The organism is Mycoplasmopsis primatum ATCC 25948, assembly GCF_000702785.1.
GTDB lineage: Bacteria > Bacillota_I > Bacilli_A > Mycoplasmatales > Metamycoplasmataceae > Mycoplasmopsis > Mycoplasmopsis primatum.
In genome coordinates, this window is sequence record NZ_JNJV01000051.1 from 1 (window position 1) to 2,578 (window position 2,578).

Genomic DNA, 2,578 nt, shown 5'->3' on the forward strand with positions numbered 1-2,578 from the left:
AATTCCATCTTCATCAATTTGAATATGAATGTATTCATAAAATATTTTTTCAATTGTCTCTTTATCGCCAGTTTCTAATATGCTACGTGTAGTTAAAAAGCCGTTTAGCCACATATCAAAAAACAAAGCGAAAAAACTTCTTAAATCATAATTTTTATTACCATTTACATATATATTATTTCTTTCATCATAAATAGGTTGATAAATTTTATCAACTTTTACATGTTTATCAATTCCTAACAAACTCAATATGTTTTTTAATAAATTTTTAGTAAATGCTGGTTCAAAGGTGGTTATTTCATGGGTTTTTATAAATTTATAAGCTCCTTGCTGAATATCTAAACCATCACCGTCATTAATATCAACACAACACAATAATTGAAAAATAAAAATCGCTTTTTGTTAATCTGCTCAAACTTTATCAATCTTTTTATTAAATCTTATTTCGACATCATTTTTAAATTCTAAAAGTTTATTTTTAGAGTCAATATTTTCTTCTCTAAAAATTTTTAATAAGTCTAAATAATATTTACCTTTTTTCCAATGAGATAAACCAGTAGTAGAGCTATTAATATGTTTATTAAAAATAATTGATGATATATTAGAATTATCATCAAGAATATCATATTCATCCTTTTTTAAAAAGGTATTCAAACTGTTAAAACGATTGCTGTTTATAGCAATTAATCTTTTTCTTAACTTATTTGCTAATTGTTGTTGGTCGCTATCAAAAATAATTTTATAGTCTTCCAAATAGTCTAAGAACTGTTTAATATTATTTAAAATTTTTATACACGAAATTCTTCTATTGCCTTCAACAACTATATATTTAGCATCGTCATTTTCTTTTCTAATTAAGATAATTTTTTCACCAGCAGGTTTATAACCAAAATTTGCCATACTATTAATTAAATCTAAAAATGAATCAAAGTCATCAATTATTAATTTTCATATTTCTAAATTTTCTTTATCTTTATTGTAATCTCTGTTAAAACTATTAAAATGTTTAATAAAATCAAACTTAATTTTATTAATTTCACTAAATCTAATATTGCCTAATGCTAATTCAATATCATCAATGTTAATATTATTAGTTTCTTTCATTTTAATCTCTTTCTATAACTAATATTTTATCAACTTTTGTAGCACTACCTTTTTTGGTATTTAACATTTCAGTTATTTTATTATTTTTTATATTACAAATTATAAATAATTACTTTTTTAATTAAAAAAGTAATTAAGTTCATAATAAAATATATATAATAATTATGTTATGAACGATAAAGATAAATATAAAATAAAACTAATAATTAATAAGATACTTACATTGAATGGTAATGAAGCTCAAAGTCAAATAAATTTAATTCAAAAATATGCATATGAAAGTCAAAATATCAAATTCGAATCACCATCTGTTAACTATAAAGATTTCAAAAATGATGGGTATATTCCAAATGAAAATAGATACTTTCAAATTTACTCTCCAATTTCCTTAACTAAAAACAACGTATTAAAAAAAATTAAGGAAGATCTTTCTGGCCTAATAAATCATTTATATTCTGATAAAAAACCTTTATGAACAGGAAAACTCGAAAAGTTTATTTTTTTAATCAATGCAAAACACGCTGAAATCCCTTTATACGAAAACAACGATATAGGTAATTTTGTAAATAAAATTCAAAAAGATAAAAATATTAGTTTTGAATATGATATTGTATCTACTCCAATATATTTAGCTGAAATATTAATGAATACTGATAGTGAAAAAATGGATTTAATTCTTTTGCATCTTGATATGGCTTCAGAATTTAATTTAGAACCTAATTGAATTAGAACAATAATAACTAAAATCTTGAATGCGTGCGTATCAGGCGATTATTTTCAAACCAAATCAAATGATTGTAAGGGTTTTATAAAAGTTGATATCGATACAAAAATTAAAATAAATAAATTATTTAAACTTCGAAATAATATTAGCAAATCCTTAAAAAATTTATACATCATAGATGATACAGTAAAAGAAATTAATCAATATGTAGATAAAGAATATTCCTTTAACTGTTTTAGAAATGAATTAATAGAAATTTGAAACAAAAACAAAACAGAAATGGCTGGTAAAGATATATATGAATTATTAGTAAACTATATTTATGAAAAGGTTGCTATTGTAGATGCTTATGAAAATTATCAAGATGAATCATATAAAAAATTCTCAGAATTATTAGTTGTATATCTATTTAACAATTGTGATATCTTTTTTAAAACAGAAGGAGAGTATAATGATACTTCCAAATAAATATATATATTTAACCGAATCATATTATGGTCTTGGAGCACTTATATTACAAATAATAGGCAAGAAAAAAATGACTATTGATGTAATTTGAGAAAAGTTTAAAGAAAAATATACCCCAGACAATATTTATTCATTCCCCAATTTACAAAAAATATTATGCACTCTAATCTTTTTATTTACTATCAAAATTTTAAATGTGAATGATAAAGGAGAAATTTATAATGAAAATCTTGAATTTAATAATTTATAATGAAACCTTAAAAACAGAAATTAGAAACATTT

Annotated in this window: 4 protein-coding genes; 2 read left to right on the forward strand and 2 right to left on the reverse strand. The window is 21.7% G+C overall.

Going from position 1 to position 2,578, the window contains the following annotated elements; all coding sequences use genetic code 4:
* On the reverse strand, window positions 1-375 hold a 375-nt coding region (locus T386_RS04420; protein WP_036460143.1), incomplete at its 3' end, for a hypothetical protein.
* A gap of 27 nt (window positions 376-402) precedes the next feature.
* Complete coding sequence (locus T386_RS0104135) at window positions 403-1,104, reverse strand: hypothetical protein (protein WP_029513855.1); 702 nt, start codon at window positions 1,102-1,104, stop codon at window positions 403-405.
* Window positions 1,105-1,273: 169 nt separating this feature from the next.
* Between T386_RS0104135 and T386_RS0104140 the strand changes: the two genes are divergently transcribed.
* Together T386_RS0104140 and T386_RS0104145 are read left to right on the forward strand one after the other, a co-directional pair.
* On the forward strand, window positions 1,274-2,296 hold the full coding sequence (locus T386_RS0104140; RefSeq protein ID WP_029513856.1) for a hypothetical protein: 1,023 nt from the start codon (window positions 1,274-1,276) through the stop codon (window positions 2,294-2,296).
* The gene (locus T386_RS0104145; protein ID WP_029513857.1) at window positions 2,280-2,546 is read left to right on the forward strand and encodes an ABC-three component system middle component 6; all 267 of its coding nucleotides are present in this window, start codon (window positions 2,280-2,282) and stop codon (window positions 2,544-2,546) included. Before T386_RS0104140 ends, T386_RS0104145 begins: the two co-directional genes overlap by 17 nt.
* Window positions 2,547-2,578 lie beyond the last annotated feature (32 nt).